At 65.4% G+C, this 23,846-nt stretch carries 30 protein-coding genes and 1 tRNA gene; 19 read left to right on the top strand and 12 right to left on the bottom strand.

From position 1 onward, the window contains the following. Nucleotides 1-76: 76 nt before the first annotated feature. Nucleotides 77-259, bottom strand: coding sequence for a hypothetical protein (locus tag MHY23_RS08055; protein WP_239307119.1), 183 nt, complete (start codon nucleotides 257-259; stop codon nucleotides 77-79). 553 nt (nucleotides 260-812) lie between these two features. After that, entirely contained in the window at nucleotides 813-1,022 is a 210-nt protein-coding gene (locus MHY23_RS08050; RefSeq protein WP_070478506.1) for a hypothetical protein, read from the bottom strand. Nucleotides 1,023-1,456: 434 nt separating this feature from the next. Between MHY23_RS08050 and MHY23_RS08045 the strand changes: the two genes are divergently transcribed. The 18 genes from MHY23_RS08045 to trxA all read left to right on the top strand — a co-directional run bounded on the left by MHY23_RS08045 (nucleotide 1,457) and on the right by trxA (nucleotide 16,011). Next, nucleotides 1,457-1,666 (top strand): heavy-metal-associated domain-containing protein, encoded by a 210-nt coding sequence (locus MHY23_RS08045; protein ID WP_070478508.1) that lies wholly within the window; start codon nucleotides 1,457-1,459, stop codon nucleotides 1,664-1,666. Continuing rightward, nucleotides 1,666-2,607, top strand: a complete 942-nt coding sequence (locus tag MHY23_RS08040) for a hypothetical protein (RefSeq protein WP_070478510.1) — start codon at nucleotides 1,666-1,668, stop codon at nucleotides 2,605-2,607. The genes MHY23_RS08045 and MHY23_RS08040 overlap by 1 nt, the downstream gene beginning before the upstream one ends. 47 nt (nucleotides 2,608-2,654) lie before the next feature. Then, complete coding sequence (locus tag MHY23_RS08035) at nucleotides 2,655-4,925, top strand: cation-translocating P-type ATPase (protein WP_070478511.1); 2,271 nt, start codon at nucleotides 2,655-2,657, stop codon at nucleotides 4,923-4,925. A gap of 83 nt (nucleotides 4,926-5,008) precedes the next feature. Further along, entirely contained in the window at nucleotides 5,009-5,260 is a 252-nt protein-coding gene (locus tag MHY23_RS08030; RefSeq protein WP_070478513.1) for a YHS domain-containing protein, read from the top strand. Between the two features lie 85 nt (nucleotides 5,261-5,345). Beyond that, complete coding sequence (locus tag MHY23_RS08025; RefSeq protein WP_070478537.1) at nucleotides 5,346-5,681, top strand: metal-sensitive transcriptional regulator; 336 nt, start codon at nucleotides 5,346-5,348, stop codon at nucleotides 5,679-5,681. Between the two features lie 47 nt (nucleotides 5,682-5,728). After that, a complete protein-coding gene (locus MHY23_RS08020; RefSeq protein WP_239307118.1) occupies nucleotides 5,729-6,874 on the top strand; it encodes an FAD-dependent oxidoreductase in 1,146 nt (381 codons plus the stop codon). A gap of 3 nt (nucleotides 6,875-6,877) precedes the next feature. Continuing rightward, the gene (locus MHY23_RS08015) at nucleotides 6,878-8,062 is read left to right on the top strand and encodes an MFS transporter (RefSeq protein WP_144690930.1); all 1,185 of its coding nucleotides are present in this window, start codon (nucleotides 6,878-6,880) and stop codon (nucleotides 8,060-8,062) included. A gap of 89 nt (nucleotides 8,063-8,151) precedes the next feature. After that, on the top strand, nucleotides 8,152-8,481 hold the full coding sequence (fdxA, locus tag MHY23_RS08010) for a ferredoxin (protein WP_070478519.1): 330 nt from the start codon (nucleotides 8,152-8,154) through the stop codon (nucleotides 8,479-8,481). 97 nt (nucleotides 8,482-8,578) lie between these two features. Then, complete coding sequence (locus MHY23_RS08005; protein ID WP_070478521.1) at nucleotides 8,579-9,187, top strand: YdhK family protein; 609 nt, start codon at nucleotides 8,579-8,581, stop codon at nucleotides 9,185-9,187. A 213-nt stretch (nucleotides 9,188-9,400) separates the two neighbouring features. Continuing rightward, the gene (locus tag MHY23_RS08000) at nucleotides 9,401-11,488 is read left to right on the top strand and encodes a heavy metal translocating P-type ATPase (protein WP_202032245.1); all 2,088 of its coding nucleotides are present in this window, start codon (nucleotides 9,401-9,403) and stop codon (nucleotides 11,486-11,488) included. Nucleotides 11,489-11,498: 10 nt separating this feature from the next. After that, nucleotides 11,499-11,804, top strand: coding sequence for a metal-sensitive transcriptional regulator (locus MHY23_RS07995; RefSeq protein WP_070478524.1), 306 nt, complete (start codon nucleotides 11,499-11,501; stop codon nucleotides 11,802-11,804). A 411-nt stretch (nucleotides 11,805-12,215) separates the two neighbouring features. Further along, nucleotides 12,216-12,542, top strand: a complete 327-nt coding sequence (locus MHY23_RS07990; RefSeq protein ID WP_083290898.1) for a hypothetical protein — start codon at nucleotides 12,216-12,218, stop codon at nucleotides 12,540-12,542. A 234-nt stretch (nucleotides 12,543-12,776) separates the two neighbouring features. Further along, nucleotides 12,777-13,295: a carboxymuconolactone decarboxylase family protein gene (locus tag MHY23_RS07985; RefSeq protein WP_070478526.1), complete on the top strand. Its 519-nt coding sequence runs from the start codon at nucleotides 12,777-12,779 to the stop codon at nucleotides 13,293-13,295. 15 nt (nucleotides 13,296-13,310) lie between these two features. Further along, nucleotides 13,311-13,384 (top strand) — tRNA-Cys (locus tag MHY23_RS07980). 140 nt (nucleotides 13,385-13,524) lie between these two features. Beyond that, entirely contained in the window at nucleotides 13,525-13,914 is a 390-nt protein-coding gene (locus tag MHY23_RS07975) for a helix-turn-helix transcriptional regulator (protein WP_070478528.1), read from the top strand. Nucleotides 13,915-13,916: 2 nt separating this feature from the next. Then, the gene (locus tag MHY23_RS07970) at nucleotides 13,917-14,858 is read left to right on the top strand and encodes a cation diffusion facilitator family transporter (RefSeq protein ID WP_070478530.1); all 942 of its coding nucleotides are present in this window, start codon (nucleotides 13,917-13,919) and stop codon (nucleotides 14,856-14,858) included. 120 nt (nucleotides 14,859-14,978) lie between these two features. Further along, nucleotides 14,979-15,593, top strand: a complete 615-nt coding sequence (locus tag MHY23_RS07965; RefSeq protein WP_180965366.1) for a CueP family metal-binding protein — start codon at nucleotides 14,979-14,981, stop codon at nucleotides 15,591-15,593. Nucleotides 15,594-15,687: 94 nt separating this feature from the next. Beyond that, nucleotides 15,688-16,011 (top strand): thioredoxin, encoded by a 324-nt coding sequence (gene trxA, locus MHY23_RS07960; protein WP_099299417.1) that lies wholly within the window; start codon nucleotides 15,688-15,690, stop codon nucleotides 16,009-16,011. Here the strand turns inward: trxA and MHY23_RS07955 are convergent. Next, entirely contained in the window at nucleotides 16,004-16,414 is a 411-nt protein-coding gene (locus MHY23_RS07955; RefSeq protein WP_239307117.1) for a hypothetical protein, read from the bottom strand. The two genes, trxA and MHY23_RS07955, sit on opposite strands and share 8 nt — an antisense overlap. An 81-nt stretch (nucleotides 16,415-16,495) precedes the next feature. Here MHY23_RS07955 and MHY23_RS07950 point away from each other — a divergent pair, with 81 nt between their 5' ends. Then, nucleotides 16,496-17,908 carry a cytosine permease gene (locus MHY23_RS07950; RefSeq protein ID WP_239307116.1) on the top strand — a complete coding sequence of 471 codons (1,413 nt, stop codon included), beginning with the start codon at nucleotides 16,496-16,498 and terminating at the stop codon, nucleotides 17,906-17,908. Between the two features lie 12 nt (nucleotides 17,909-17,920). On the opposite strand, the gene MHY23_RS07945 is transcribed toward MHY23_RS07950, so the two are convergent. From MHY23_RS07945 to MHY23_RS07905, 9 genes are all read right to left on the bottom strand, one after another. After that, on the bottom strand, nucleotides 17,921-18,322 hold the full coding sequence (locus tag MHY23_RS07945) for a hypothetical protein (RefSeq protein WP_239307115.1): 402 nt from the start codon (nucleotides 18,320-18,322) through the stop codon (nucleotides 17,921-17,923). Between the two features lie 167 nt (nucleotides 18,323-18,489). Next, on the bottom strand, nucleotides 18,490-19,044 hold the full coding sequence (locus tag MHY23_RS07940; protein WP_239307114.1) for a hypothetical protein: 555 nt from the start codon (nucleotides 19,042-19,044) through the stop codon (nucleotides 18,490-18,492). A 9-nt stretch (nucleotides 19,045-19,053) separates the two neighbouring features. Beyond that, complete coding sequence (locus MHY23_RS07935; RefSeq protein ID WP_239307113.1) at nucleotides 19,054-19,488, bottom strand: hypothetical protein; 435 nt, start codon at nucleotides 19,486-19,488, stop codon at nucleotides 19,054-19,056. A gap of 17 nt (nucleotides 19,489-19,505) precedes the next feature. Continuing rightward, complete coding sequence (locus MHY23_RS07930; protein ID WP_239307112.1) at nucleotides 19,506-20,606, bottom strand: ThiF family adenylyltransferase; 1,101 nt, start codon at nucleotides 20,604-20,606, stop codon at nucleotides 19,506-19,508. Next, a complete protein-coding gene (locus MHY23_RS07925; RefSeq protein WP_239307111.1) occupies nucleotides 20,607-21,389 on the bottom strand; it encodes a thiazole synthase in 783 nt (260 codons plus the stop codon). 2 nt (nucleotides 21,390-21,391) lie between these two features. Next, entirely contained in the window at nucleotides 21,392-21,586 is a 195-nt protein-coding gene (gene thiS / locus MHY23_RS07920) for a sulfur carrier protein ThiS (RefSeq protein WP_239307110.1), read from the bottom strand. Beyond that, on the bottom strand, nucleotides 21,583-22,650 hold the full coding sequence (gene thiO, locus MHY23_RS07915) for a glycine oxidase ThiO (protein ID WP_239307122.1): 1,068 nt from the start codon (nucleotides 22,648-22,650) through the stop codon (nucleotides 21,583-21,585). Before thiO ends, thiS begins: the two co-directional genes overlap by 4 nt. Before the next feature lie 152 nt (nucleotides 22,651-22,802). Next, nucleotides 22,803-23,468, bottom strand: a complete 666-nt coding sequence (locus MHY23_RS07910; RefSeq protein WP_239307109.1) for a thiamine phosphate synthase — start codon at nucleotides 23,466-23,468, stop codon at nucleotides 22,803-22,805. Next, the gene (locus MHY23_RS07905) at nucleotides 23,461-23,712 is read right to left on the bottom strand and encodes a Rho termination factor N-terminal domain-containing protein (protein ID WP_239307108.1); all 252 of its coding nucleotides are present in this window, start codon (nucleotides 23,710-23,712) and stop codon (nucleotides 23,461-23,463) included. Before MHY23_RS07905 ends, MHY23_RS07910 begins: the two co-directional genes overlap by 8 nt. Between the last annotated feature and the right edge of the window lie 134 nt (nucleotides 23,713-23,846).

The raw sequence follows: 23,846 nt of genomic DNA, 5'->3' as shown, positions 1-23,846 counted from the left end.
CTACACCCCTGTGGTGCAACCACCCGAAAGCATCACCCGCCACCGCAAACCCCGCTACCGGATACCCACTAAACCGCTACCCGAAAGTCACCACACCGCTACCAACTAGCCGGTCGCAACACTCGGTGCGGCGGGCGAGTTTCTCTTCGGTCCAGGAGTAGCCGGTGACGTGGCGGCCGTCGAGAAGCTTGGCGCCGTTGGCGAGGGTGACGTCGAGCAGACCGCACGGGCCGTGGCACACCGCGGAGACGAGACACACATAAAGATATGTTTTACCTGCAGTAACAGTGTTTGAAATATATTGCAACAAATGCTAAAACCGCAGAGTATCCTGCATAGATACAAGACATCGACTATGGATCATAGGGGTTAGCGGTACTCATGTGTACTGCCGTCCAAATCAAAGGCTTGGTTGTCACCGAGGCAACCAGGACTACTCCAAGCACCACAGCCTCCAGGACTACAGATAACCAAAGAGCCTTTAAAGAGAAACCACATAGATAAACCCCAGTACTTTCTTCCTCACTGCCAATGCTCACTGGAGTGAACAATCCCTTGTGACTTTTGTCGAAGCTCCGCACAATGGTTATAGGCTGCTTCCCCCCGAACGGCCACTATGTATAAGTTCTAGCCCTGCCTCTCGCCCCTCAGGCAGGGCTAGAACTCGTTAATGATTTCTGAGTCAATCGAATACGAACACTTCAGAGTACTAAGAGTGCAACTCCTACGGTAATCATCCGTTCTCGCCACGTAACTACTAGATGAGGGCACCCCTACCGGTAATCACTAATACAGGGTGCCTATCGTGATGATTACTTTGACTGCTGCTCGTCCTTGGCGGCGACAATCATGTGCGCTAGCACCTCCAGGAACTTATTGAGGTTGCCTGGATCTGCCGTGATGGTTTCGAAGACTTCCTGAGACTCCCGGGCCGCCTGCACGAGTGCGCCGAACCCTTTGTTTTTAAAAGCGTCAGTGCCAGCAACCTGTGAGGGGTTATTTTTCCTGACTAATGCCTGCACAGGGGCTGCTAACTGTCTCCGGCGTAACTGAGCACTCCAGCTGGGATTCGTCTGTTCCACTCACCAATCTCGAACGCCTGCGAATCCAGTTGACATGGCCGGCTTCGTACCATGAGCACCAGCGACTGATCGGTGTTTGGTGGTGTCCGGCCCGTACCGGTCGTCACTGCCTTCGCCGACGTGGCAAGGAAGTCCACGGTTCTCATTAGACCGGGACCACTACTCTCCGACGCGCAGCGACACCGTCCAGCGGGTCGCCCCGCAGCATCGTTTCGCCACGAGGCGCATGTCGGACGCTCCAGCCATCGTCTGCAGCACGCGTGCGATGTGGCTCATACGACCACCCCCTTCTTGCGGAATACCTGCCAGGGGTATACTGTTGACTTGTACAGGTACCCGGTAGGGGTACTACAGAGACACAAGGAGGATACATAATGGCTTCGAACAATTACCAGGTGACGGGCATGACCTGCGGGCACTGCGAGATGTCGGTCCGCGAGGAAGTCGGTGAGATCCCCGGCGTCCAGGACATCCAGGTCAGCGCGCAGACCGGCAAGCTTAACGTCACCGCCGAGGGCGAGATTGACGATGCCAAGGTCCTCGCGGCGGTCGAGGAGGCCGGCTACTCGGCGGTGCGTGTCTGATGAAGGCCGGAGGACGGCTTGCGCTCTACGGGGCCGGGCTGGTGGTGGCGTTCGGCGGGGCCTTCGGCCTTGCCGGCGCCGTCATTCCTGACAGCTTCGTAGCAGCATGGGCAGAAGGAAGTGACGTGAACACACACGGTGAAGGACACGGCGGCGCTGCGCAAGAAACTGCGGAGCCCACTCTGAACGGGGTCTCCGCAAGCGCGGACGGCTTCGTACTTTCCCCAGTCCAGGCTCCCACGGCTGCAGGCGAGGATGGAGACCTGAGTTTCCAGATCCTCGACGAGTCCGGCGAAGCGGTGACCGAGTACACTACCGCGCACGAGAAGGACCTGCATCTGATCGCCGTTCGCACCGATGGTACTGGTTTCCAGCACGTGCACCCCGAGCTTGACACGAGCACAGGCACTTGGTCGGTGCCGTGGACCTGGGACGAGGCGGGCACCTACCGCGTGTACGCCGACTTCACACCCGAGGGCGAGGGAGCCGAAGGGATCACCCTGACTCGCGCCGTCGAGGTGGCGGGCGACTTCGCCCCTGTTGAGACCGAGTCACAGACCACCGACGAGGTCGACGGATACACCGTCTCCCTGAATGGCGACCTTACCGCCGGCACCTCAAGCGAGCTCACCATCTCGGTCGAGCGCGACGGTCAGCCGGTGACCACGCTGGAGCCCTACCTGGGCGCGTTTGGCCACCTGGTGGCGCTGCGCGAAGGCGACCTCGCCTACTTGCACGTCCACGCCGAGGGCGACGAGCCCCAGGCCAGGGACACGGCCGGACCCGAGATCGGATTCGCAGCGGAGGCCCCGACCGCCGACCGTTACCTGCTCTACCTGGACTTCCAGGTCGATGGGCAGGTGCACACCGCCGAGTTCGTGATCGACGCCGAGCATGGTGACGGCTCGCAGACAGACGATTCGCATACCGGCGGCCACTGACCCGCAGGGCCTGGCGTCGCACGAGAGATGAAGAGAGAAGGAAGAGGATGAGTACATTAGCGCCCCCCATCGGTGGGCCGGACATCGAGCTGGAGATCGGCGGGATGACCTGCGCCTCCTGTGCGAACCGGATCGAGAAGAAGCTGAACAAGCTCGAGGGCGTCGCGGCCACGGTCAACTACGCCACCGAGAAGGCCAAGGTCACCGTGCCTGCCGGCTACGATCCGGGCCTGCTGGTCGCCGAGGTCGAGAAGACCGGCTACACGGCTGCGCTGCCCAAGCCCAAGGGCACCACGGCGAACACGTCGGAGACCGAGGCCGGGGAGGAGGAAGACACTGAGCTCACCTCGCTGCGCCATCGGCTAGTCGGCGCCATTGTGCTCACGGTTCCCGTGATCGCCATGGCCATGATCCCCGCACTGCAGTTCGTATATTGGCAGTGGGCCTCACTCGCGCTTGCCGCCCCGGTGATCATCTGGGCAGCCTGGCCGTTCCATAAGGCCGCATGGACGAACCTCAAGCACGGTACCGCGACGATGGACACACTCATCTCGATGGGCACCTCGGTCGCACTGCTGTGGTCCGTCTACGCACTATTCTTCGGAACCGCTGGCACACCCGGGATGACGCACCCGTTCGAGTTCACGATCGCTCCCTCGGATGGCGCGGCGAACATCTATCTCGAAGTTGGCGCGGGCGTGACGATGTTCATCCTCGCCGGCCGCTACTTCGAGAAGCGCTCCAAACGCCAGGCCGGGGCCGCGCTGCGCGCCCTCCTGGAGCTCGGCGCGAAGGAAGTCGCCGTGCTCCGCGACGGCGTTGAGGTGAAGATCCCCACCTCTGACCTCCAGGTCGGCGACGAGTTCATCGTTCGTCCGGGTGAGAAGATCGCCACCGACGGCATCGTGGTCTCCGGCTCCTCCGCGGTGGACGCCTCCATGCTCACCGGCGAGTCCGTACCGGTCGAGGTCCGCGAGGGCGACTCGGTCACCGGTGCCACCGTCAACGCGGGCGGCCGCCTTGTCGTGCGGGCGACCCGTGTCGGTTCGGACACGCAGCTTGCGCAGATGGCGAAGCTCGTCGAGGATGCGCAGACTGGCAAGGCCGAGGTGCAGCGTCTGGCTGACACGATCTCCGGCGTGTTCGTGCCGATCGTCATCGTCGTCGCGTTCATCACCCTCGGCGCCTGGCTGGGAGCCGGATTCCCCGTCGCCGCCGCGTTCACCGCAGCGGTCGCCGTGCTCGTTATCGCCTGCCCCTGCGCGCTGGGACTCGCGACTCCGACCGCGCTGCTGGTCGGCACCGGCCGCGGGGCGCAGATGGGCATCCTCATCAAGGGCCCAGAGGTGCTGGAGTCCACCCGCAAGGTCGATACCGTCGTGCTCGACAAGACCGGTACCGTCACCAGCGGCAAGATGACCCTGACAGATGTGATCACCGAATCCGGTGTGGACCGTGCCGAGCTGCTGCGCTTCGCGGGTGCGTTGGAGGACTCCTCGGAGCACCCGATCGCGCAGGCGATCGCCAAGGGCGCCACCCAGGAAGTCGGCCAGTTGCCCACGCCCGAGGACTTCGCCAATGTTGAAGGCAAGGGCGTGCAGGGCATCGTCGAGGGCACCCCGGTCGTCGTCGGACGCGAGTCGCTGCTGGCCGACTGGTCACAGAAGCTCTCTCCGGAGGTCGCACGGGCGAAGGCTCAAGCTGAGGGTGAAGGCAAGACGGTCGTCGCGATCGGCTGGGACGGTGCTGCGCGCGGCATCCTCGTCGTCGCCGACACCGTCAAGCCCACGAGCGCGGAGGCGATCCGCGGGCTCAAGGAGATCGGCCTGACCCCGGTGCTGCTCACCGGTGACAATGAGGCCGTGGCCCGCCAGATCGCCGCCGAGGTCGGCATCGAGGAGGTCATCGCCGAGGTGCTGCCCAAGGACAAGGTCGACGTCGTCACCCGTCTCCAGGGCGAGGGCAAGATCGTCGCGATGGTCGGCGACGGCGTCAACGACGCCCCCGCGCTCGCGCAGGCCGATCTGGGCCTGGCGATGGGCACCGGCACGGACGTCGCGATCGAGGCCTCCGACATCACCCTGGTCCGCGGCGACCTGCGGGCCGCGGTCGACGCGATCCGTCTGTCTCGGAAGACACTTTCGACGATCAAGACCAACCTGTTCTGGGCATTCGCCTATAACACCGCCGCGATCCCAGTCGCAGCGCTGGGCATGCTCAACCCCATGCTCGCAGGCGCGGCGATGGCGTTCTCCAGCGTCTTCGTCGTCGGCAACAGCCTCCGCCTGCGCGGGTTCAAGAGCGTCGCCACGAAGTGACGAACGAGAACCCACCCATCCATACCAATCCGATACAGAACCCACCCATCCATACGAATCCGATACAGAAGGAACACCAGAAAATGAGCAACTGCTGTAGCACGAACGAGACTAACCCCGCCGCCGAGAACGGTGGACGCGAGAACCTGCTCGGCGGGGGCGCCGATGACATGACCACCTGCCCGGTCATGGTCGGCACCCCGGTCAGCAAGAAGACCGCCGAGGCCGCCGGCCTCTACCGCGACTTCAAGGGCGAGCGCTACTACTTCTGCTGCGCCGGCTGCGGCCCCGCATTTGATTCGGACCCCGCCAAATACGCCGCCAACATGGCGTAATCCACCAGCGTGCCGGGGTGCCGCGGCACCGCTGCGGCACCCCGGCACCTGATCGGAGCGAACCGACATGACCACCCCGACCTCAATGACCGAACCTCACATCGACACCTGCCCGGCGGGAGGCGACGGCGATCCGTCCGTCCACGGATACATCAGCGACAAGGCGACGTACCGCAATCGCCTGCGGCGCCTCGAAGGCCAAATCCGCGGCATCGATCGGATGATCGATGAGGACCGCTACTGCATCGACATCTTCACCCAGATCTCCGCAGCCACCAGGGCACTCGAAAACGTCGCCCTCGGACTGCTCGACGATCACCTCAAGCATTGCGTCCTCGACGCCGCCCTCGCCGGTGGACCAGTCAGCGAGCAGAGGCTCGGCGAGGCATCCGAGGCCATCGCCCGTCTCGTTCGCTCCTGACGCCCGCACACCAAATCGATCACGACCTGCAGCCCAGGAGTTTCCCTATGACCACACAACACGTCCTCATCCTCGGTTCAGGAGCAGCCGGAGCCGCAGCCGCCCGCACTCTCGCCACACGTGACGACGTCCGGGTGACGATGGTGACCCGCACCGGGGAGACGCCTTACACGCGAATGCTCATCAAAGGAATCGCGTTCGGCCCGACCCCGCCGGAGATGATCAAGCTCCCGCTACCTCAGATTGAGGTCATCGCCGACACCGTGCTCGATGTCGATACTACGGCGAAGCGGGTCCAACTGACCTCCGGCGCGCAGGTCTCCTACGACGCGCTCATTGTCGCGACAGGGAGCGTGCCCCGCTCTCTGCCCGCGGGTGTACTCGAAGGCGACGACGTCGGACAAGGCCGGGTCACTGCTCTGCACTCCTTGGAAGATGCCATGAGTATCCGCGATCTGCTGACCAGCCTGGCACGGCCGGCGCGAGTGACGATCTATGGCGGCGGAATCATCGCAGCCGAGACCGCTTCGTCGCTGCAAGCCGACGGACACATGGTCATGCTGGTCTCTCGCAGTTCTGTTCCCGGCATCGGAGCGTTTGGGGCGCCGGTGGCTGAGCGCCTCGCCGCTGACCATGCCGCCAAGGTGCAGACTCGATTCGGTCGCACTCTCCAGCATGTCGACGAAACAGAATCCGGTGTTGCCATCACCCTCGACGACGATCAACGCATCGTGGCCGACTTACTCCTCGTTGCGCTCGGCACGACGCCCGCAGCCCCGTCGCCGTGGACGAACGGCATCGACGTCGATGATCGCCTCCGTGCCGCAGCAGACCACGTCTACGCCGCCGGAGGTGTAGCTACGCATCACGACGAAGCACTGGGCGTCTGGCGCATCGACCATTGGGAAGACGCCGCCGCGCAGGGCACGCACGCCGCACAGGCCGCACTGCACGACCTCGACATCAGCGACGATCCGGGCACCTACCTGCCGCGCAGCCCCTACATGGCGCTGGTCTACGGTCAGATGATCTCCGGAGTCGGGTACACCGCTGGTGCAGACGCCCAGGTGGAAGCCGGCGAGGAGTTCATCGTGCGCCACGAGACCGACGGCACCGTCGTCGGCGTCACCGGCATCGACGCGGTCGGCACCGTCTACCAGTGGGGTCAGCAGCTCCACGGCCTGCAGGCATAGACGATGGCGGGCGACTATACGAGGCAGATCCCGCGGCGGGGTTTCGCGCTCGCGATGGCAGCGACCATTCTCATGATGGCGGCTGCCAGCGCGCCGTCGTTGTTCTACCCCCAGATCGCAGAACAGCTCGGACTCGTCCCCGTCGCCACCACACTCGTATTCGCGGTCTACACCTTCACCCTCCTGGCCGCGCTGCTCTACCTCGGACCGCTCTCCGATCACATCGGCCGACGTCCGGTCGTAACCGCCGGTTCCCTGGCGCTGGCACTCAGCCTGGCCATGTTCTGGTTCGCCGACAGCCTCGCGACACTCCTGGTCGCCCGCGCTCTGCAAGGACTCGCAGCGGGTCTGCTCATCCCGGCCCTGTCGGCGATGATGATCGACTTCGAGCCGCCGTCGCATCCGAACATCGCAGCCCTGTGGAACACGATCGGGCCGATGATCGGTCTCGGGACCGGGGCACTCGGTGCTGCGCTGCTCCTCGATCTCACCCCCGAACCGACAGCTGCGGTCTTCGGCCCGCTCGTGCTCGCCTTCCTCACCGTGGCAGCGACGGTGTGGAGCACACCGGAACTGGTCCCCAAGACCCGGATACGACGTGGCGACCTCCGCCCGCGGTTTATGGTGCCACTGCACCTGCGCCGCATGTTCACCGCCGGTGTGCCCGCGATTATCGCCGGGTGGGCGACCAACGGACTCTTCCTCGCGCTCGGAGCCGGCCTCGTCGGCAGTGAGCTCGGGGGCTCCACGCACACCCACGCGGGCATCGTCATCTTCGCACTGGCGATCTCCGGAATCACCGCCTCGTCCGTCCTGCAGCGGCGTTCCGCCCGCACCATCAGCCTGTATGCGACCAGCGCCCTGGCATTCGGCACCGCAGCGAGCATCGTCGCCCTCGCACTCGGTTCCTACCCGGCCTACGTCGTGTCGGTCGCGATCGTCGGTTCCGGGTTCGGCACAGCGTTCCTCGGGGTGCTGCGCACACTCATGCCCCACACGGCATCGTCGGAACGCGCCGCCGTGATGGCTGTGATCTACACGGTCGCCTACCTGGCATTCGGCGTGCCCACCATCGTCGCCGGGTTGCTCGTGCCGGTACTCACCCTGTCAGGAACGATGACAGTCCTCGGTGCGATCATCATCGCCCTCAGCCTTGCAGCCACCGTCCTACGCCTGCGCATTCCTTAGCCGGCCGCAGATCCGGCAGAGACTGACGACTTCTCCGAACTCCCCACCGACTCTCGCCGCCGAACCGCACCCGACCAAGAAGAGCAGCCATGACCTATGCGATCGCGCTTCCCTGCGCGGACGTCAAGGACCGCGCCTGCATCGACGAATGTCCTGTCGACTGCATCTACGAGGGCGAACGCTCGCTCTACATCCATCCCGACGAATGCGTTGACTGCGGAGCCTGCGAACCGGTTTGTCCCGTCGAGGCCATCTACTACGAAGACGACCTGCCCGACGAATGGTCTGACTACTACAAGGCCAACGTCGAGTTCTTCGACGAATTTGGTTCTCCCGGTGGAGCCGCGAAGATCGGACCGGCGGGCTTCGACCATCCCCTCATCGCCGCATTGCCCATCCAACATGAGCAGTCCCTCTGAGAAGGACAATTCGATCGATTCACGCCGGTACAACGCGCAATCCTTGACTAGTACCCCTGGGGGGTATAGGGTAGGTGTCATGATGAAAGGAGCTGACATGCAGAGGAGACTGCGAGCAGGGCTGGCAGCAGGAGTGCTCGGAGTGACACTCGTGCTCGCCGGTTGCAGCAGCGGAGCAGACGAAGACCAGCAGACCGACCCTTCGGCTACTGAGGAGCAGGGCCACGGCGGCGACAATGCAGAAAGCGGAGATGAGGAAATGGATCACTCGATGGAGCACCCGATGGACGGCGGACCGGCACCCGAGGGTATCGCCGAAGCCAGTGACCCCACATACCCGGTCGGCACAGAGGTACAGCTCACGGCCGACCACATGGAAGGCATGGACGGTGCGACAGCGACGATCTCCGGCGCATTCGACACGTACACGTACTCCGTGAACTACACTAACGCAGGTGGCGGCGACCCCGTCACGGACCACAAGTGGGTCGTGCAGGAAGAAATCGAGGATGCCGGCGACGAGCGCCTGACCGATGGCACAGCGGTGACGCTGCTCGCCAAGCACATGGAGGGCATGGAGGGCGCGAGGGCCACCATCGCTTCGTCTACCGATGAGACGGTCTACATGGTCGACTACGAGACGGACGGCATGAAGATGACGAACCACAAGTGGGTCGTCGAGAGCGAGATCCAACCAGCGCCCTGAGCCGACGTTCGCTTGCCCGGCGACCGGGTGAGCGGCATGGCTCGATGACGAAGGAGAAGAACGATGACGGACCCGAACTCACACCAGCACCACGGTCACGGAACCGATGCACCCGCTCACGGCGAGCATCACCACGGGTCTGTGTCCGCACACGCCTCGGCGGAGGCGCACGGCACGCACGAGGGCCAGCACACTGGACACCAGGGCCACGCCATGAACCACGGGCAGCACTCAGACCACACGGGCCTCGATGAGAACGGTGTCCACGGAGATCACAGCGGCCATGGCGGCCACGGAGATCACAGCGGCCATGGCGGCCACGGGGACCACGTTGGCCAGTTCCGCCGGCTGTTTTGGATCAACCTCGTCATCGCCATCCCCGCGGTCACCCTCTCGCCGATGTTCTCCATGCTGCTGGGCTACGAGGTCCCCGGCTGGGCGGGCTGGGTCGCCGCGGTACTGGGCACCGTCATGTACGTCTGGGGCGGCAGGCCCTTCCTCACCGGCGCCGTCAGCGAGTTGAAGTCCCGCAAGCCCGGGATGATGCTGCTCATCGCTCTGGCGATCACGGTGGCCTTCTTCGCCTCCTGGGCCGCGACCCTCGGGCTTGTCCATCACGAGCTGGAGTTCTGGTGGGAGCTGGCGCTGCTGATCGTGATCATGCTGCTGGGCCACTGGATCGAGATGCGCTCCCTGGCCCAGACCACCTCGGCGCTCGACTCGTTGGCTGCACTGCTGCCCGACGAGGCCGAGCGCGTCGAGGGCGAGAACGTCGTTAAGGTGGCCCCAGCCGACCTCGTTGTGGGTGACGTCGTGATCGTGCGCCCCGGCGGCAGCGTTCCGGCCGACGGCACCATCGTCGACGGCCGCGCCGACATGGACGAGTCCATGATCACCGGCGAGTCCCGCCCGGTCTCTCGGGGCGAGGGCGAGACAGCTACCGCCGGCACCGTCGCCACCGACTCCGGCCTGCGGGTGAAAATCACCGCCACCGGCGACGACACCGCCCTGGCCGGGATCAACCGGCTCGTCACCGAGGCCCAGAACTCCTCCTCCCGCGCCCAGCGGATCGCCGACAAGGCCGCGGCCTGGCTGTTCTGGTTCGCTCTCGGCGCGGCGCTGGTCACCGCTGTCGTCTGGACGCTCATCGGCATGCCCGACGAGGCCGTGGTCCGTACCATCACCGTACTCGTCATCGCCTGCCCCCACGCCCTCGGCCTGGCGATCCCGCTCGTGGTCTCCATCGCCACCGAGCGCGCCGCCCGCGGCGGCGTGCTGGTCAAGGACCGCCTCGCCCTGGAGTCGATGCGGCAGGTCGACGCAGTGCTCTTCGACAAGACCGGCACACTGACCAAGGGCGAGCCCACCGTCACCGGCGTCGAACCGACCGGCGACCTCGACGCCGACCAGGTCCTCGCCCTCGCGGCCTCGGCCGAGGCCGACAGCGAGCACCCGCTCGCCAAGGCCATCGTCGCCGCCGCCAAGGACAAGGGCCTCGCCCTTCAGCAGGCCAGCGGCTTCTCATCCTCGCCCGCCGTCGGAGTCACCGCGACTGTCGCCGGCCAGGAGGTCCGCGTCGGCGGCCCCCGGCTGCTTGAGGAGACCGGCCAGCACGAGGTCGGCACAGCCGAGGAATGGCGTTCTGAGGGCGCGATCATCCTGCACGTCCTCCGCGACGGCCAGGTGGTCGGCGGCCTCAAGCTCGCCGACGAGATCCGCCCCGAATCCCGCAACGCCGTCGACGCCCTCCACGCCCTGAGCGTCGAGGTCGTCATGATCACCGGCGACGCCGAGGCCGTGGCGAACGAGGTCGGACGGGAGCTCGGCATCGACCGCGTCTTCGCCGGCGTCCGCCCCGAGGACAAGTCCGCCAAGGTCGCCCAACTGCAGCACGAGGGCAAGAAGGTCGCCATGGTCGGCGACGGCGTCAACGACGCCCCGGCACTGGCCCAGGCCGACGTCGGCATCGCGATCGGCGCCGGCACCGATGTCGCCATCGCCTCGGCCGGGGTGATCCTGGCCAGCTCCGACCCCCGGTCGGTGCTCTCCATCATCCAGCTCTCACGACGCGCATACGGTAAGATGAAGCAGAACCTGTGGTGGGCCGCCGGATACAACCTCATCTCCGTGCCGCTTGCGGCCGGCATCCTGGCACCGGTGGGATTCGTCCTGCCAATGTCGATCGGCGCGATCCTGATGTCGGCCTCCACCGTGGTCGTCGCGCTCAACGCCCAACTCCTGCGGCGCATCGACCTCACACCCGAAGCCAGCACGCGTTCCGTCCTGGAACGCCAGAAGTAAGGACATGCCCATGTCTGTCGACACCGATTCTCATCAGCACGGATACATCAACGACAAGGAGCGCTACCTCGGCCGTATGAAGCGCATTGAGGGTCAAGCCCGAGGGATCGCGAAGATGATCGATGAAGAGAAATACTGCATCGACATCCTCACCCAGGTATCCGCCCTGACCCGCGCCCTCCAGGGGGTCGCGACCGGTCTACTCGACGATCATCTCAAGCACTGTGTGCTCGACGCAGCGAAGCTCAGCGACGAGGCGGCCGTCGAGAAGATACAGGAAGCCACCGACGCCATCAACCGACTCGTCCGCTCCTAATCCCGGACCCCGAGGCCGCGTTCCAGGACACGGCGGGAAGCCCTCACGACGCCCTCCACGCCTGATCCTCACCGACACGCCGTCCGCCCGCGATGCGCCCACTTTCGCTCAACGGGCCAGGCGAGCCGGCGCCCACGGCGTGCGCTTGCAGGCCGCGGCCGGGCTGCTGCGCATGAGTGCGGTGTACCAACGCCCCGTGGTCCGCTCGACCGCACCCCTACGATCCTCGTCCTTCGCACGCTCCATTCCGACCCCGAGCTGCAGTGCGACGTCACCGTCGAAACCCTGACCGCGACCGTCGACCCCCTGTCCCTCGAACTGCCGGAGACCTCGCTGGCACCCGCTTGGACCAGCGTCGAACCCCCACAACACGGGTGGAGATACATTGCGGACGTGTCCAGTCTGACGCTGATGCGTAGCGTCCGTGCCGGCATCGAGGCCGTGGCCCAAGCACTTCCCGACAAACCCGGCGACGATGTCGCCCGCAAGATCCGGGGCATGGTCTGGGGCACCCCGGACACAGCCCTCGCGTCGCTGCCACAAGGCGTCGCGTTCGCCGCCTACGTCTTCGGGTTCCTCAGCTCCGAAGGAGAGGCCGCGATCTCCACCGCCGGCCGCTGGACGCGGTTGACCCTTCCGACTGGACACGTACTCCTGCGCGGACCCGTCGTCTCTGGCCTCACCTCAATCCGCCGCACCCGGCCACGCGTCTCCGAGTCCTTCAAACCAATCGGATAATACTTGATACCCCATAGGGGTAAAGGGTAGGATTGGTGACTATGAGAGAGGCTGAACACGCGCACGCCACGTATGACACACCGCACCTGGATGCGGCCGGGATCGTGAGTCGGCAGCAACGCGAGTCCGGCGACTTCTACCTATTGACCGGTGTACATGCCGGGCATCAGCAGCAGGAACGCATCCCTGCGGGTTCAACCTCGAACTCGCGACCAAACTGACTAAGGAGGCATTATGCCCCGTTTTTCCCGATTGACCCCTGAGACCGCAGTGGGGAGCTCACGAGACTTGCTCGGCGATCTCGTCGAGCGGCACGGCGAGGTCGGAGACATGGTCTCGACGATGGCGCATTCCCCGGCGGTGCTCGGCGGTTATCTCCAGCTGAGCAAAGCCATGCGTCGCGCCAAGCTCGACCGCAAGGTCAGCGAGCTCGTTTCGATCGCCGTGCAGTCGCAGCAAGGATGCGGAATGTGCCTGGCCTCGCACATCAGCGCGGCACGATCACTCGGGGTCAGCGATAACGAGATCGCACTCGCCCAGCAGGGTACGGCGATGACCGGCCCGGTCGCGGCGATGATCGCGCTCGGCCTCCAGGTCTACCGTGAGCCTGCGTCGATCACCGACGAGCAGATCGACGAGCTTCGGGGGTTCGGGTACAGCGACCGTGAGATCTCTGATGTCGTCGGGGTCGTGTCGCTGAACATTCTCACCGGCGCCTTCAACCTGGTTGCCGGCCTCACGCCGGGCGACTGATCTTGCCGGCGACTTGGCGCCTTGGCCGAGAGGATAGGCAGCGGTCTGCAAAACCTTGTACACGGGTTCGAGTCCCGTAGGCACCTCCACTTTCCGCCGAATCCAATAAGGCACGCGTCGCAGGAAGCGGGCAGTCCACCCTCGGGCGCGCCGGAACCTCTGAGCTTCATTTCGCATCGAGCGACAGATCACACTCGACAATATCGTCATAGAGCGATATAATCGCTATATGACTATGAATCAACAAGAGGGGGCAACCCTCGACGAGGTGGCGACAGCAGCGTACGCCCACCTGTTCCAGGCATTTGCAGAACCGACGAGGTTGGCGATCGTGCAGCACCTCGCCTCGGGCGAGCACCGGGTCCGCGATCTGGTCGAGCACATGGGCCTGGCCCAGTCCACGGTAAGCAAACATGTCGGCTTTCTCGTTGAGTGCGGCCTGGCGACGATGCGCCCGGAAGGGCGCTCCACCTGGTACTCGCTGACACAGCCCGAACTCCTGCGTACCCTCGTCGCCGCTGCCGAATGCCTCCTCGATGCCACCGGCACGCAGGCCCTGCTCTGCACGCACCTGCGACTCCCACATACCCACCACGCGACAGATACGGAGAAGAAGTAGACATGGGCGCAGGACACAATCACGGCCCCGCAGCCAGCGAGACCGGGCACCCTGGAGATTTCCGCAAGAAACTCTGGATCGCATTCTCGATCACCGCGACGATCGTCGTCGCCCAGGCCATCGGCTCGGTCATCACCGGCAGCCTCGCACTGCTAACCGACACCGCCCATGCCATCACCGATGCCGTCGGCCTACTGGTCGCACTGATCGCCGGGACGCTGATGCTCAAGCCCGCCAACTCCAAGCGCACCTGGGGGTTCCGACGTATCGAGGTGATCGCAGCCCTCGGACAGTCGGCACTGCTGCTGGTGGTGGGCACGTACGCCGCCATCGAAGGAATCCGGCGACTGTTCGAGCCGCCGGAGGTGCCCGCAAGCGAACTGCTGATCTTCGGCATCATCGGCCTGGTCGCGAACATCATCGCCATCACCATCCTCGCCTCCAGCCGCGGTTCGAACTTCAACATGCGTGCCGCGTTCCTCGAAGTCCTCAACGACGCCCTCGGCTCACTCGGAGTGATCATCGCGGCGATCGTGATCTCCACGACCGGGTTCATGCAGGCCGACGCCATCGCCGGACTGTTCATCGCCACCCTGATCGTGCCTCGCGCGTTCAAGCTGATGCGCGAGACCACCGGCGTCCTCATGGAGTTCACTCCTAAGGGCCTCGACCTCGACAAAGTCCGCTCACACATCCTCGAACTCGACCACGTCCAGGATGTTCATGATCTGCACGCCTCCACTGTGGCGACCGGCCTACCGACCCTGACCGCCCACGTCGTCGTCGACGACGAATGCTTCACCGACGGTCATGCCGCCCAGATGCTCCAAGAGATCAAAGACTGCGTCGCAGGACACTTCGAGGTCTCCGTCCATCACGCAACCTTCCAGATCGAGACCGAGCACATTGCCGAACATGAACCGGAAGTCAGCAAGCACGACTGAACGCAGCGCCCCCTCCCGGGCTCGTACCGGGCGGGGCGCTTCCGCATCACACAGGTAGGCACTACCCCTATGGGGTACTATGGCCAATTGGCACCACGGGCAGGCACGAGAAGGAATCCCATGAAAAACCTCAGGTCATTGCCGAAGTACGGCGGGAAGAAAACCGCTGCAACCACCGTCGTGATCGGCGCTTTCCTGCTCACCGGATGCGCGGCCGCCAACGACTCACCCTCAGCCACCTCGGCCAGCGGAGCCGAGATTCTTGTCGAGAATGGTCTCGAAGGCCTCGACGTGCGGGAGCTGGTCGAAACGCTCGATGCGATCCCGCTGGACGATCGCACGGAGACCTTGACCACGTCGATCACTGCGGAGATGGTCACGCTCACTGATCAGCACGAGCACGCGACAGAGGTGCGGTTGCCCAGTGACGAGATCTACGTATCCGTTGCCCCGTATCGGTCGCAGACCCATGATTGCTACTACCACAGCCCGACCGGATGCCTGGGCGAGCTGCGCAACGCAGACGTGGCCGTAACGGTGACGGATGCGACGACCGGCGAGACGATCGTCGACGAGGAGTTGAGAACCCTCGACAACGGCTTCGTCGGGATCTGGCTGCCCCGAGGCATCGAGACATCGATCTCGATCACCCACGACGGCCAGACCGTCACCTCCGAACTTTCGACCGTCGGCGACGATGCGCAAACCTGCCTGACCACGATGCGACTGGTCTAAAACTAGCACCACGGGAATACCCCCACCGGGTAGGGTGTTGTGATGTGCGCGCGGTCTATCGCACGCGACGTGTAATAGGAAGGAAAGCAGTCCCATGAGCGAAGTCACCACCGTCGACACCCAGGCCTTCGAAGAGGTTGTGCTCCAGAGCGAGGTCCCCGTTCTCGTGGACTTCTGGGCAGCCTGGTGCGGCCCGTGCCGTGCGATCGCGCCGGTCCTGGACCAGATTGCAGCTGAGCAGGATGGAAAGCTCCTCATCGCCAAGCTCAATGTCGACGAGAACCCCGACATCGCCTCACGCTACAACATCAGTTCGATCCCTGTGATGAAGGTCTTCGACAAGGGTGAAATCGTGCGCGAGATCATTGGGGCGATGCCGAAGCCGCAGATCGAGCAACGCCTCGAAGGCATTATCTGAGGCTCGGCCGTCGAACCGTTCCCGAACTCCGCCGACCGTTGTGGGCGACGGCCTGTTTCACCTCGTCGACCGCGAAGTCGAACATGGTGCCGTGGCCGCCGATGAGGTAGATGCCGTCGAACTCGTCGAGGTTCACGTCCGCGATCGCCGGGGTGTCGTCGAGCTGGTCCATGAACTCGGGGTCCTCGTAGCGCTTGTTCGTGCCGCCGAGCTGGATCACCGGGGTTTTCAGGCTCACTGGGTCGATGGGCACGGCGCCGCCGTCGACGCTGGCGAGTGTAACCTCGTGGCCGGCTTCGGTGAGCACGTCGTAGAAGTGCGTGTACTCGCCCAGCCACATGCCGGTGTGGATGCCGGAGTCGGTGTAGCGGTGGACACTGGTGGAAAGCGCAAGAAATTTCATAAGACCATTATGGGGGCTTTGGCTGCGACGTATAGTCCATGTATGTCACACAGCAAACCCACAGCGAATAGTGCGCCAGTAGTGGAAACTCTGGGCATCGACATCGTCCCCGAATCCGAGCGCACCGCGAAACCATCAGACCTGTTCTGGCCGTGGTTCGCCGCGAACATCTCGGTCTTCGGCATCTCCTACGGCTCGTTCGTGCTCTGGTTCGGGCTGTCGTTCTGGCAGGGCGCGCTCGTCACCGCACTGGGAGTGACGTTCTCGTTCTTCCTCTGCGGGCTCATCGCCGTCGCTGGCAAGCGCGGGTCCGCGCCGACGATGGTGCTCTCGCGCGCCGCGTTCGGCGTGGAGGGGCAGAAGGTGCCGGGCATCGTTTCGTGGCTGACGTCCATCGGCTGGGAGACGTTCCTGTCGATTATGGCGGTGCTGGCCACAACCACGGTGATCCGCGAGCTTGGCGGCAACCCCGGCACCGCCACCAAGGTCATCGCGACCGTGATCGTGGCCGGGCTGATCGTGGCGGCGTCGGTGCTGGGCTACCACACGATTATGAAGCTGCAGTCGGTGCTGACCTGGATCACCGGCGCGGTAACCGTGCTGTACATGGCGCTGACCATCCCGCGCATCGACTGGGCCGCGGTCCAAGCCATCCCCGCCGGCTCCACTGGCAGCGTGGTCGGCGCGCTGGTGATGGTGATGACGGGCTTCGGCCTGGGCTGGATCAACATCGCCGCCGACTGGTCGCGCTACCAGCGCCGCGACACCCCGGATTCCGCCATTATCTTCTGGAACACCTTCGGCGGCGCCATCGCGCCCGCCATCCTGGTGGTCTTCGGCCTGCTGCTCGCCGCGTCCGACGAGGCGCTGGCGGAGGCCATCGCGGACGACCCGATCGGCGCGCTCGCCGTGGTGCTGCCCACCTGGGTGCTCGTGCCGTTTCTGATCACCGCGGTGCTCGCGCTGGTCTCCGGCGCGGTGCTGGGCATCTACTCCTCGGGCCTGACGCTGCTCACCCTTGGTATCAACATCCCGCGCCCCGCGGCCGCTGCGATCGACGGCGTCATCCTCACCCTCGGCACCATCTGGGTGGTCTTCTTCCCCGAAAGCTTCCTCGGGCCGTTCCAGTCCTTCCTGATCACCCTCGGCGTGCCCCTAGCCAGCTGGGCGGGCATCCTCATCGCGGACATCTACTCGCGCACGCAGGATTATGATGAGCCTTCGCTTTATCGCGCTGAAGGTCGCTACGGCGCCGTCGACTGGACCTCGATCGGCATCCTGGTTGTTGCCTCTATCATCGGCTGGGGCCTGGTGGTGAACCTGTTTGCCGAGGAAGCGGCGTGGAACAACTGGCAGGGCTACCTCCTGCCGCTGGTCGGCGAGCACTGGGCGGACGCGAACCTCGGTGTCCTCGTCGCGCTCGTGCTCTCGTTTGTGGCGGCGTGGTTCGCGCGCCGCGGCCGCATCCGCCAGCAGGAGGGGAGTGCGGCCTAGGGCTGTTTGGCCTTACGCCGCCGGGTTGTGAACCAGCAGCCGGTCCACCTGCTCCGCCAGGTCCGGGAGCTGCCCGTCGAAGTCGCCGGGCAGCTCCCGGTCGGCTTCCGCGATTGCGTCCGCATCTGTCTGGCCGGTGGCCATGGCTGCCTCCGTGGCGTCGAGAAGCCTTTGCAGCCTAGGCACGTTGAGCTGGTACGCGCCGTCGTGCTCCGGGCCTTCCACCGGTGCGAGCCAGCCGGTGGCGGTGAAGACGAACAGGCGGGTTTCCAAAAGGTTCGCCTTCAGCCCGAGTTGGTCCTTCGGGTCTCCCAGGCGTTGCACGTAGCCCCTGCGCGCCTGGCGCACGGTGCCGCCGGTGTCCAGGACAGGCCCTGTGTGATCGTCGGCGTAGCGTGCGATGTCGGCCAACATATGCAGTTCTCGGGGGAAGAGCGACGGCGGATTTGTGCAGTACACGGCGGCTCTTAATGTCTCGCCCAAGGGCGCCTCCTTTATGCGGTTGTGGTGGAACAGGCCGACATTATAATTTTCCGTCCGATCCCGGAGACGGCGGAATCGAACGGATGTGTGGGTGAGGGTTAGATGGACGACATGGCCGGGATGGACGAGCCGCGCAGCTTCGAGTTGAACGCGATGATGCGGCCGCGGTCGGCGTAAATGTCGTTAATCTCGCCGACGCGGATGATGCGGCTGAGCTCCCGGTCGCCGATGAAAAAGTTGCCCTTGGTGTCACTGGCGACGAACGTGGTGCCGTAGCGGCGCAGCTGCAGATTGCCCATCTTCGGGGCGCCGGCGAAGGCGTTGGTGTCGGCGCAGTCCCAAGCGTCCCACTTGCCCAGGTTCATGGCGTTGGCTTTGCCCTGGCCCGCGCACATGTGACCTGGCATGGTGTCCACCAGGCTGAGGCAGTGGATGAAGTCCTGGCCGTCGATGGTGTAGACACCGCAGCGCACAGTGTCCTGTTGGTTGGCAAACGTGGCGTACGGCGGCTGCGCGGGCAGTGCGCCGTGGGCGGCGGGCCACTCGACGTTGCGGGGGTTGAAGCCCTCGCTGGCGGACGCGGTGGACGTGCCTGCGGCGAGGGCAGCGGTGGCAGCCAGAGTGGCGAGGATGCCACGGGTGATGGTGTGCATGGTGGTGACTTAGAGCTTGAACAGCACCTGGTTGGTGGCGCCCGCGCGGATGATCGCGCGGGTGGCAATGTCCGCCACGTACAGGTTGCCGGAGAAATCCGGAGCGATGTACGCGGTGCCGAGCTGCTTGACCTGCAGGGGGTTCAGCTTTTGCGGCACGTTGGTAAAGCCCTGGTTCCAGCAGTGGACCTCGGCGGATCCGCCACCGACGCTCACGGCCGGGGCGAGCTGCCCCGGCGGGTTGCACTCCGGCTGTGCCTTGCGTGCGGGGTCGGACATGCAAATGGTCTTCGTGGTGCCGTTGACTTGGTAGATCTCGCAGCGGACGTCGCCTGCGGAGTTGGAGTAGGCGGCGTTGTTGGCGGATGCGGCCGGTGCGAGTACGGCAGCGGCGGCGATGAGAGTGACGGTAGTAACAATGGGGGCGGTCTTTGTGATCTGCATGACAAAAGTATTGCAGTTTATGCCCAGCGTTGCACGCCTCCGGGCAAAGATTGCAGAGAAATTCCCAATGTTTCGGCGAGCGCCCCGTACTCGCTGACAAACCGATCTGAACGCACCCCGCCGGCGCAGTAGACCACCACCTCGTCGCCATCCTCGTACTTGGCAAGCGCCTCGTTGACGGCCTCCGGGTCGCGCTCGATCACGCTCAGCGGCAGGTGCGCGGAGGCAAACGGCAGATCCGCGATCGCCCGCTCGTGCGGTTCGCGGATATCTAAGGCGTGGGCTTGTCGGGTGCGGATGGCGTCGTAAAGCAATTGCCCTTCGGTGCTCACGGTGCATGCCTCGGCGTAGGTGCCCAAAGTGGTGGCGAGCTCGCGCGCCGGGTCGCGGGTGACGGTGAAGCGGCGGATGGTGGCGGACAGTGCGTCGTACATGTGCAGTCGGCCGATGTGCACCTCGCCGATGCCCGCGAGGAACTTCACCGCCTCGGTGGACATCAGCGAGCCGACCACGGACGTGGTCACGCCGAGCACGCCGGCGGTGGCGCAATCCGGCACGGAATCCGCGTCCGGCTGGGTGGGGTAGAGGTCGCGCAGCCCGACCCCGTCCGCGGGCGCGCCGGGGCCGGAGTGCCACAGCGCAATGTCGCCGCGGTAGCGCAGCACCGACCCCCACAACAGCGGCGTGCCGGTGATTTCGGCGGCGTCGGCGGCGAGGAACTTGGTGGCGAAGGTGTCGGAGCCGTCGATGAGTAAATCGATGCCTTCGAGCGCCTCGATGAAGTTGTCGGGGGTCAGCCGGTCGAAGGAGGTGGTGACCTGGATGTCCGGCTGCAGCGCGCGCAACCGCTCGGCGGCCACGTCGACTTTCCGGCGGCCCACGTCGTCCGCGCCGAAGAGGATCTGGCGGTGGATGTTGGTCAGGTCCACCGTGTCGTCGTCCCACACCGTGATGTGGCCGACACCAGTGGCCGCCAGCGTCTGCATGATCGGGCAGCCCAACCCGCCCGCGCCGATAACCAGCACGTGGGCGTCGTGCAGGCGCTGCTGTTGCTCCGGGCCGAAGCCGGGCAGGTTCATCTGGCGCGCGGTTCGCTTGAGTTCTTGCTCCGGCAGCATTTACAACACCTCGTCGGCCCAGCTGGCCAGGCCGTCGAAGGTAGAGGACGCCACGGCGTGCTCGCGCTTCGGGATCCGCCCGGCGGCGCGCGCAAGTCTGCCGGCCTCTACCGCGTGCCGCATGGCCTGCGCCATCGCCACCGGGTCCTGGCAGCGGTTCACCGCGCTGGCAAGAAGCACTCCGGAGCAGCCCAGCTCCATGGCCAGCGACGCGTCGGAGGCGGTGCCCACGCCGGCGTCGATAAGCACTGGCACCTCGGCGCGCGCGCAGATCAGCTCGATGTTGTGCGGGTTCAAAATGCCCAGGCCTGTACCAATCGGCGAGCCAAGCGGCATCACCGCCGCCGCGCCCAGGTCCTCGAGGCGCTTGGCGGCAACCGGGTCGTCGGAGGTGTACGCGAGCACGGTAAAGCCCTCGTCGACGAGCATCTCGCAGGCGTCCACGGTCTCCACCACGTCGGGCAGCAGCGTGCGGTCATCCGCGATGACCTCCAGTTTCACCCAGTCGGTGCCCAGCGCCTCGCGTGCGAGCTTCGTAGTAATCACCGCGTCGCGCGCGGTGCGGCAACCGGCGGTGTTCGGCAGCGGCGCGATGTCCAGGCGCTGCAGCAGGTCGAACACGCTCTCGCCGCCGCCGGTGGTGGCGCTGTGGCGGCGCATCGCCACCGTGGTCAGCTCCGTGCCGGAGGCCTTCAGGGCCTGCTCCAGCATGTCGAAGGAGCTCGCCCCGCCCGTGCCCATGATCAGGTGCGAGCCGAACTGCTTTCCGGCGATCTCCAGCACTCCTAGCCTCCTTGCACTGCGGTGAGGATGTCGGCGGAGCAGCCGTCGTGAAGCTTCTGCCCCCACTGCGAGCGCGGCACGACCTCGCCGTCGATGGCCACCGCGGTGCCGTCGGCGGGTGCGCCGACCTCCGCCACGAGTTCCTCCACCGTCGCCGCGGCGGTGGTGGCCGCTTCTCCGTTGAGCGTGATGTTCATGAATGCCTCCTCGGGTCGCACGCGGTCAAGTCTATTGAGGGCTTACGCCTATCGACGAGCTCCGCCCCAACCCGCGCCCCCAACCCCGCAAGCAAAATCCCGTGCCGGAAGTACCCGGTGGACACGACCGTGCGCTCGTCGATGCGGCCCAGGTAGGGCAGGTCGTCCGGCGTGCCGGGGCGCGCGCCCGCGGTGGCCTCGACGAAGTCGCACTCCTCCAGCGCCGGTACGAGCTCGATGGCGTCGCGCAACAACTGGTGGATGCCCTGGACCTGGGGCTGGTCACGGCCGTCCTCGCGGGTGGTCGCGCCGATGGTCAGCGTGCCATCCTCGCGCGGGATGAGGTAGACGGGACGGTCCTCAACGAACCCGCGGACCACCCGTGTGAGCAGCGGGTACTGGTGCTTTGGCACGCGCACGTGGAGCACGTCGCCGTAGACCGGGCGCAGGTCCAGGCCTTCGACGAGCTCTTGGGCGCCGAGACCGTTGGCGACGACGACCTGGTCGGCTTCTTCGAGCTGGTCGAGGCTGTCAATGCGGTCGGTGGTGAAGGTGACGCCCGCGGACCGGCAGGCGTCGAGAAGCGCACGCGTAAACAGGCGGGGCTGCACCTGGTGGTCGCCGTCGATGCTGACCGCGCCGTTGATGGCGGGGGAGAGCGCCGGCTCGAGCCTGCGGGCCTGGCGGGTGGTGAGCTTGTCCACCGCCATGCCGTGGCGGGACTGGTACTCGGTGAGTTCTTCGAGGTGGGTCTTGTCCGCCGTGTCGCGCGCGACCACGAGCGTGCCGTCCGTGCGGTAGCCCGTGGGCAGGTCCGTGTACTTGGCGGTGAGTGCGATCAGGTCCGGGTACCACTCGGCGGAGGCGCGCATGAGCGGGAAGAGGGGGTCCTGCTTGTACACCACCTCTGCAGTCGGGGCGAGCATCCCACCCGCGTGATGGGAAGCGCCGGAGGCGGGCTCAGGGTCGTGGACCGTGACCGTGTGGCCGCGGTTCACGAGGGTAAGCGCGGTGGCCAGGCCGATAACTCCTGCGCCGACGACCGAAACATTCACGCTTGACAGGGTAGCGCGTTCGTGTCGGTGTGGAAGCGAGTTTCGTGTGGTTCAGCCAGACCTCAGCGACGCCCGTGCGCACAGACCCTGAGGAACAAAGCACGAGTTTGCCCTAATTTCGGCCTTACTCAGGGGTGCTTCCTCTGGGTTTGTGCGTGTGGCTAGCTCGTGGTTGCGTGGGCCTGGGCACCGCGGTCGAACTCGGCGACGACGCGCTCGCAGTACGCCTTCGCGTCGCCGGCGTGCATGATGCCGCGCACGATGGCCAGCCCGTCCACGCCCTGGGCGGCGAGATCGTAGGCGTCGTCGGCGGTGACGTCGCCGATGGCTACCAGCGGCAGCTCGGAGGCGGCTACCAGCTCCGGGTAGCCGTCCAGCCCGATCGGGGCGCGGCCGGAATCCTTCGTCGGGGTGGCGCGGAACGGCCCGCAACCGATGTAGTCGATGACGTCCTTGTGCTCGTTGGCGGCCTGGACCAGCTCCAAGGTGCCGGTGGTCAGGCCGATGATCGCGTCGGGGCCAAGCAGCTCGCGCACCACGCTCACGTCCAGGTCGTCCTGGCCGACGTGGACGCCGGAGATGCCCTGGTTGCGGAGGGCAGCGGCGACGTCGGCGCGGTCGTCGATAAGCACATGCGTCTGCGGGTTGACGGAGTGGACCGCTTCTGCGACGGCGCGGGAGAGCGCGTAGAGCTCGCGGGCGGTGATCGGCTTCGAGCGGACCTGGATCACGCCCGCTCCGCCGGCCGCGGCCTGACGGGCGCGCTCCACGACGTCCGGGCCCTGGCCGGTGACGAAGTAACAGCGAAGATCAAGCGGCTTAGTCACGAAGGGCCTCGATCAGCTCGTCTTTGGTCATCTCGGAGCGGCCCTCGATGTCGAGCTCCTGGGCGCGGGCGTACAGCTCGTCCTTGGTCCAATCCTCGTAGGAGCCGGACTCGCCGCCGCGCTCGCCGACCGTGGAGCGGCCGTCGCGTGCCGCGGCGTTGGCGATGGCGGCTGCCTTGGACTTGGAGTTGCCCTCGCGCAGCAGGGCCTCGTAGAGCTCGGGATCCTTGATCGAATCAGCCATGGCTGCCAGCCTATGCGTTTTCGAGGTCCCGGTGGGGCGGGTTGCGCGCGGCGATTTGCGGATCTGCTAGTTGCTCGAAAACGGAACTAGCAGATCCGCGCGGGGGCTGGAGGGGCACCCGGCAGAAGGGATCC

Origin of the sequence: Corynebacterium sp. ACRQP (assembly GCF_022345915.1) — a bacterium.
Taxonomy (GTDB): domain Bacteria; phylum Actinomycetota; class Actinomycetes; order Mycobacteriales; family Mycobacteriaceae; genus Corynebacterium; species Corynebacterium lehmanniae.
This window is presented reverse-complemented; position numbering and strand designations above follow the sequence as displayed.

Excerpts from the sequence above, each read along its gene's own strand:
- MHY23_RS08045 (WP_070478508.1), top strand. The coding sequence starts at position 1,457 with ATGGCTTCGAACAATTACCAGGTGACGGGCATGACCTGCGGGCACTGC.
- MHY23_RS08040 (WP_070478510.1), top strand. The coding sequence starts at position 1,666 with ATGAAGGCCGGAGGACGGCTTGCGCTCTACGGGGCCGGGCTGGTGGTG.
- MHY23_RS08035 (WP_070478511.1), top strand. The coding sequence starts at position 2,655 with ATGAGTACATTAGCGCCCCCCATCGGTGGGCCGGACATCGAGCTGGAG.
- MHY23_RS08030 (WP_070478513.1), top strand. The coding sequence starts at position 5,009 with ATGAGCAACTGCTGTAGCACGAACGAGACTAACCCCGCCGCCGAGAAC.
- MHY23_RS08025 (WP_070478537.1), top strand. The coding sequence starts at position 5,346 with ATGACCGAACCTCACATCGACACCTGCCCGGCGGGAGGCGACGGCGAT.
- MHY23_RS08020 (WP_239307118.1), top strand. The coding sequence starts at position 5,729 with ATGACCACACAACACGTCCTCATCCTCGGTTCAGGAGCAGCCGGAGCC.
- MHY23_RS08015 (WP_144690930.1), top strand. The coding sequence starts at position 6,878 with ATGGCGGGCGACTATACGAGGCAGATCCCGCGGCGGGGTTTCGCGCTC.
- fdxA (WP_070478519.1), top strand. The coding sequence starts at position 8,152 with ATGACCTATGCGATCGCGCTTCCCTGCGCGGACGTCAAGGACCGCGCC.
- MHY23_RS08005 (WP_070478521.1), top strand. The coding sequence starts at position 8,579 with ATGCAGAGGAGACTGCGAGCAGGGCTGGCAGCAGGAGTGCTCGGAGTG.
- MHY23_RS08000 (WP_202032245.1), top strand. The coding sequence starts at position 9,401 with ATGAACCACGGGCAGCACTCAGACCACACGGGCCTCGATGAGAACGGT.
- MHY23_RS07995 (WP_070478524.1), top strand. The coding sequence starts at position 11,499 with ATGTCTGTCGACACCGATTCTCATCAGCACGGATACATCAACGACAAG.
- MHY23_RS07990 (WP_083290898.1), top strand. The coding sequence starts at position 12,216 with ATGCGTAGCGTCCGTGCCGGCATCGAGGCCGTGGCCCAAGCACTTCCC.
- MHY23_RS07985 (WP_070478526.1), top strand. The coding sequence starts at position 12,777 with ATGCCCCGTTTTTCCCGATTGACCCCTGAGACCGCAGTGGGGAGCTCA.
- MHY23_RS07975 (WP_070478528.1), top strand. The coding sequence starts at position 13,525 with ATGACTATGAATCAACAAGAGGGGGCAACCCTCGACGAGGTGGCGACA.
- MHY23_RS07970 (WP_070478530.1), top strand. The coding sequence starts at position 13,917 with ATGGGCGCAGGACACAATCACGGCCCCGCAGCCAGCGAGACCGGGCAC.
- MHY23_RS07965 (WP_180965366.1), top strand. The coding sequence starts at position 14,979 with ATGAAAAACCTCAGGTCATTGCCGAAGTACGGCGGGAAGAAAACCGCT.
- trxA (WP_099299417.1), top strand. The coding sequence starts at position 15,688 with ATGAGCGAAGTCACCACCGTCGACACCCAGGCCTTCGAAGAGGTTGTG.
- MHY23_RS07955 (WP_239307117.1), bottom strand. The coding sequence starts at position 16,414 with ATGAAATTTCTTGCGCTTTCCACCAGTGTCCACCGCTACACCGACTCC.
- MHY23_RS07945 (WP_239307115.1), bottom strand. The coding sequence starts at position 18,322 with ATGTTGGCCGACATCGCACGCTACGCCGACGATCACACAGGGCCTGTC.
- MHY23_RS07940 (WP_239307114.1), bottom strand. The coding sequence starts at position 19,044 with ATGCACACCATCACCCGTGGCATCCTCGCCACTCTGGCTGCCACCGCT.
- MHY23_RS07935 (WP_239307113.1), bottom strand. The coding sequence starts at position 19,488 with ATGCAGATCACAAAGACCGCCCCCATTGTTACTACCGTCACTCTCATC.
- MHY23_RS07930 (WP_239307112.1), bottom strand. The coding sequence starts at position 20,606 with ATGCTGCCGGAGCAAGAACTCAAGCGAACCGCGCGCCAGATGAACCTG.
- thiS (WP_239307110.1), bottom strand. The coding sequence starts at position 21,586 with ATGAACATCACGCTCAACGGAGAAGCGGCCACCACCGCCGCGGCGACG.
- MHY23_RS07905 (WP_239307108.1), bottom strand. The coding sequence starts at position 23,712 with ATGGCTGATTCGATCAAGGATCCCGAGCTCTACGAGGCCCTGCTGCGC.